We start from the raw sequence: 320 nt of genomic DNA on the forward strand, positions 1-320 counted from the left end.
CGCCTTCTTTTCTAAGCTCTTGAATTGTAGTTTAGGATATTTAACACCATCAGAAGTAATTGCTAAATCATGGACACCCAAGTCGATACCTACTACTTTACCCGTTTTATTGAGCTTTTGGTTCTCAAACTCAACTTGCAAGCTCAAATAGTAGTTTCCATTAGGTGCATGTTCAACGGTATAACGTTTGATTTTACAATTATTCAACAGGTTAGTCTTACTTACTTTGACAATTCCCAATTTAGGTATTTTCATATATCTAGTATTGGCAACTTTAATGGTTGCTGACTTACCAGTATATGATTGTTTACAAGCCTTAC

Annotated in this window: 1 pseudogene; it reads right to left on the reverse strand. The window is 34.4% G+C overall.

Annotated elements, in window-relative coordinates:
• A pseudogene (locus tag FC36_RS07600) lies at positions 1 to 320 on the reverse strand (RNA-guided endonuclease TnpB family protein); the annotation flags it as partial.

Origin of the sequence: Ligilactobacillus equi DSM 15833 = JCM 10991 (assembly GCF_001435735.1) — a bacterium.
GTDB lineage: Bacteria > Bacillota > Bacilli > Lactobacillales > Lactobacillaceae > Ligilactobacillus > Ligilactobacillus equi.